Source organism: Amycolatopsis sp. NPDC089917, from assembly GCF_040684635.1.
Classification (GTDB): Bacteria; Actinomycetota; Actinomycetes; order Mycobacteriales; family Pseudonocardiaceae; genus Amycolatopsis.
Map to the genome: position 1 here is coordinate 1 of NZ_JBFBGL010000144.1, position 1,298 is coordinate 1,298.

A 1,298-nucleotide genomic window follows, 5' to 3' on the forward strand; every position below is an offset into this window, starting at 1 on the left:
CGCGAAAGCCACTCAGTGTCAGGGTGGTTGTGCTGCTCGTGTGAGTGGTTAGGGTCCGGTCTTGGTCGCGTGGTGACTCAGAAAGCCACTGCCTTGCTGGCTTGTGAAAGAACTGTCCAGCGTGATCAAGGTCCGGGCCTGGCTGGCCTGACTTGATAGAAGCGTGGACTAGACGCCATCGACCTCAACTGAGGTGTGTCCGACCAGCCCGGCCCGGAAAGGTGCACTTGTTCTCCGGCTAGGGAAGGAACACGCGCGTGTCCATGGTGGTCATCGGGATCGATCCGCACAAGTCCAGTCACACCGCGGTCGCTGTCGATCAGGCCGGGCGGAAACTGGCCTGCAAAACCGTCCGCTCCGACAACGACGGACACCTCCGGCTGCGGGCCTGGGCCGCGCGGTTCGGGACCGAGCTGGTCTGGGCGGTCGAGGACGGCCGCGGCGTCGCCGGGCGGCTGGTCCGCGCTCTGATCGGCACCGGCGCCACGGTGAAATGGGTGCCCCCGAAACTGATGGCCGCCTGCCGGGCCTCGGCCCGCACCCGCGGGAAGTCCGACCCGATCGACGCGCTCGCCGTCGCCCGCGCCGTCCTGCGCGAACCCGGCCTGCCGACCGCGCACCTGGACCAGCAGGCCCTGGACCTGCGGCTGCTGACCGACCGGCGCGAGGACCTGGTCCACCGCCGCACCGCCGGCATCAACCAGCTGCGCTGGCACCTGCACGACCTCGACCCCGCCCTCGGCCAGGACCACCACGACCTGACCAGGCCACGCACACTGGCCACCCTCACCAGCGCGGTCACCACCCTCGATCCCAGCGTCCGCCGCGACCTCGCCCTCGACCTCCTCGCCGAGATCACCACCCTCGGCCAGCAGATCACCCAGCTCGACCACCAGCTCACCGAACGAGTCCAGCCCCTGGCCCCCACACTCCTGTCCATCACCGGCGTCGGCACGATCACCGCCGCGAAAATCATCGGCGAAACCGCCGGCATCACCCGATTCCGCTCACCAGCCGCCTACGCCATGCACGCCGGCACCGCACCCATCCCCGTCTGGTCCAGCAACAAACCCCACTACCGCCTCAACCGCGGCGGCAACCGACAACTCAACACCTGCATCCACCGCATCGCCATCACCCAACTCGCCCACCACCCACCAGCCCGCCACTACCGCGACACCTGGACCACAAACCACCCACACGCCACCACCAAAGCCGCACTCCGAGCACTCAAACGACACCTCACCAACACCATCTACCAAGCACTCAAAGCAGACTTGACATAGAAGCTTCTTTCG

1 protein-coding gene is annotated in these 1,298 nt (G+C 67.3%); it reads left to right on the forward strand.

What is annotated here, in order from left to right; all coding sequences use genetic code 11:
• The first annotated feature begins 263 nt into the window (after positions 1 to 263).
• Complete coding sequence (locus AB0N89_RS41015) at positions 264 to 1,286, forward strand: IS110 family transposase (RefSeq protein ID WP_364217166.1); 1,023 nt, start codon at positions 264 to 266, stop codon at positions 1,284 to 1,286.
• Positions 1,287 to 1,298 lie beyond the last annotated feature (12 nt).

Coding starts and splice junctions, on each gene's coding strand:
- AB0N89_RS41015 (WP_364217166.1), top strand. CDS start 264: ATGGTGGTCATCGGGATCGATCCGCACAAGTCCAGTCACACCGCGGTC.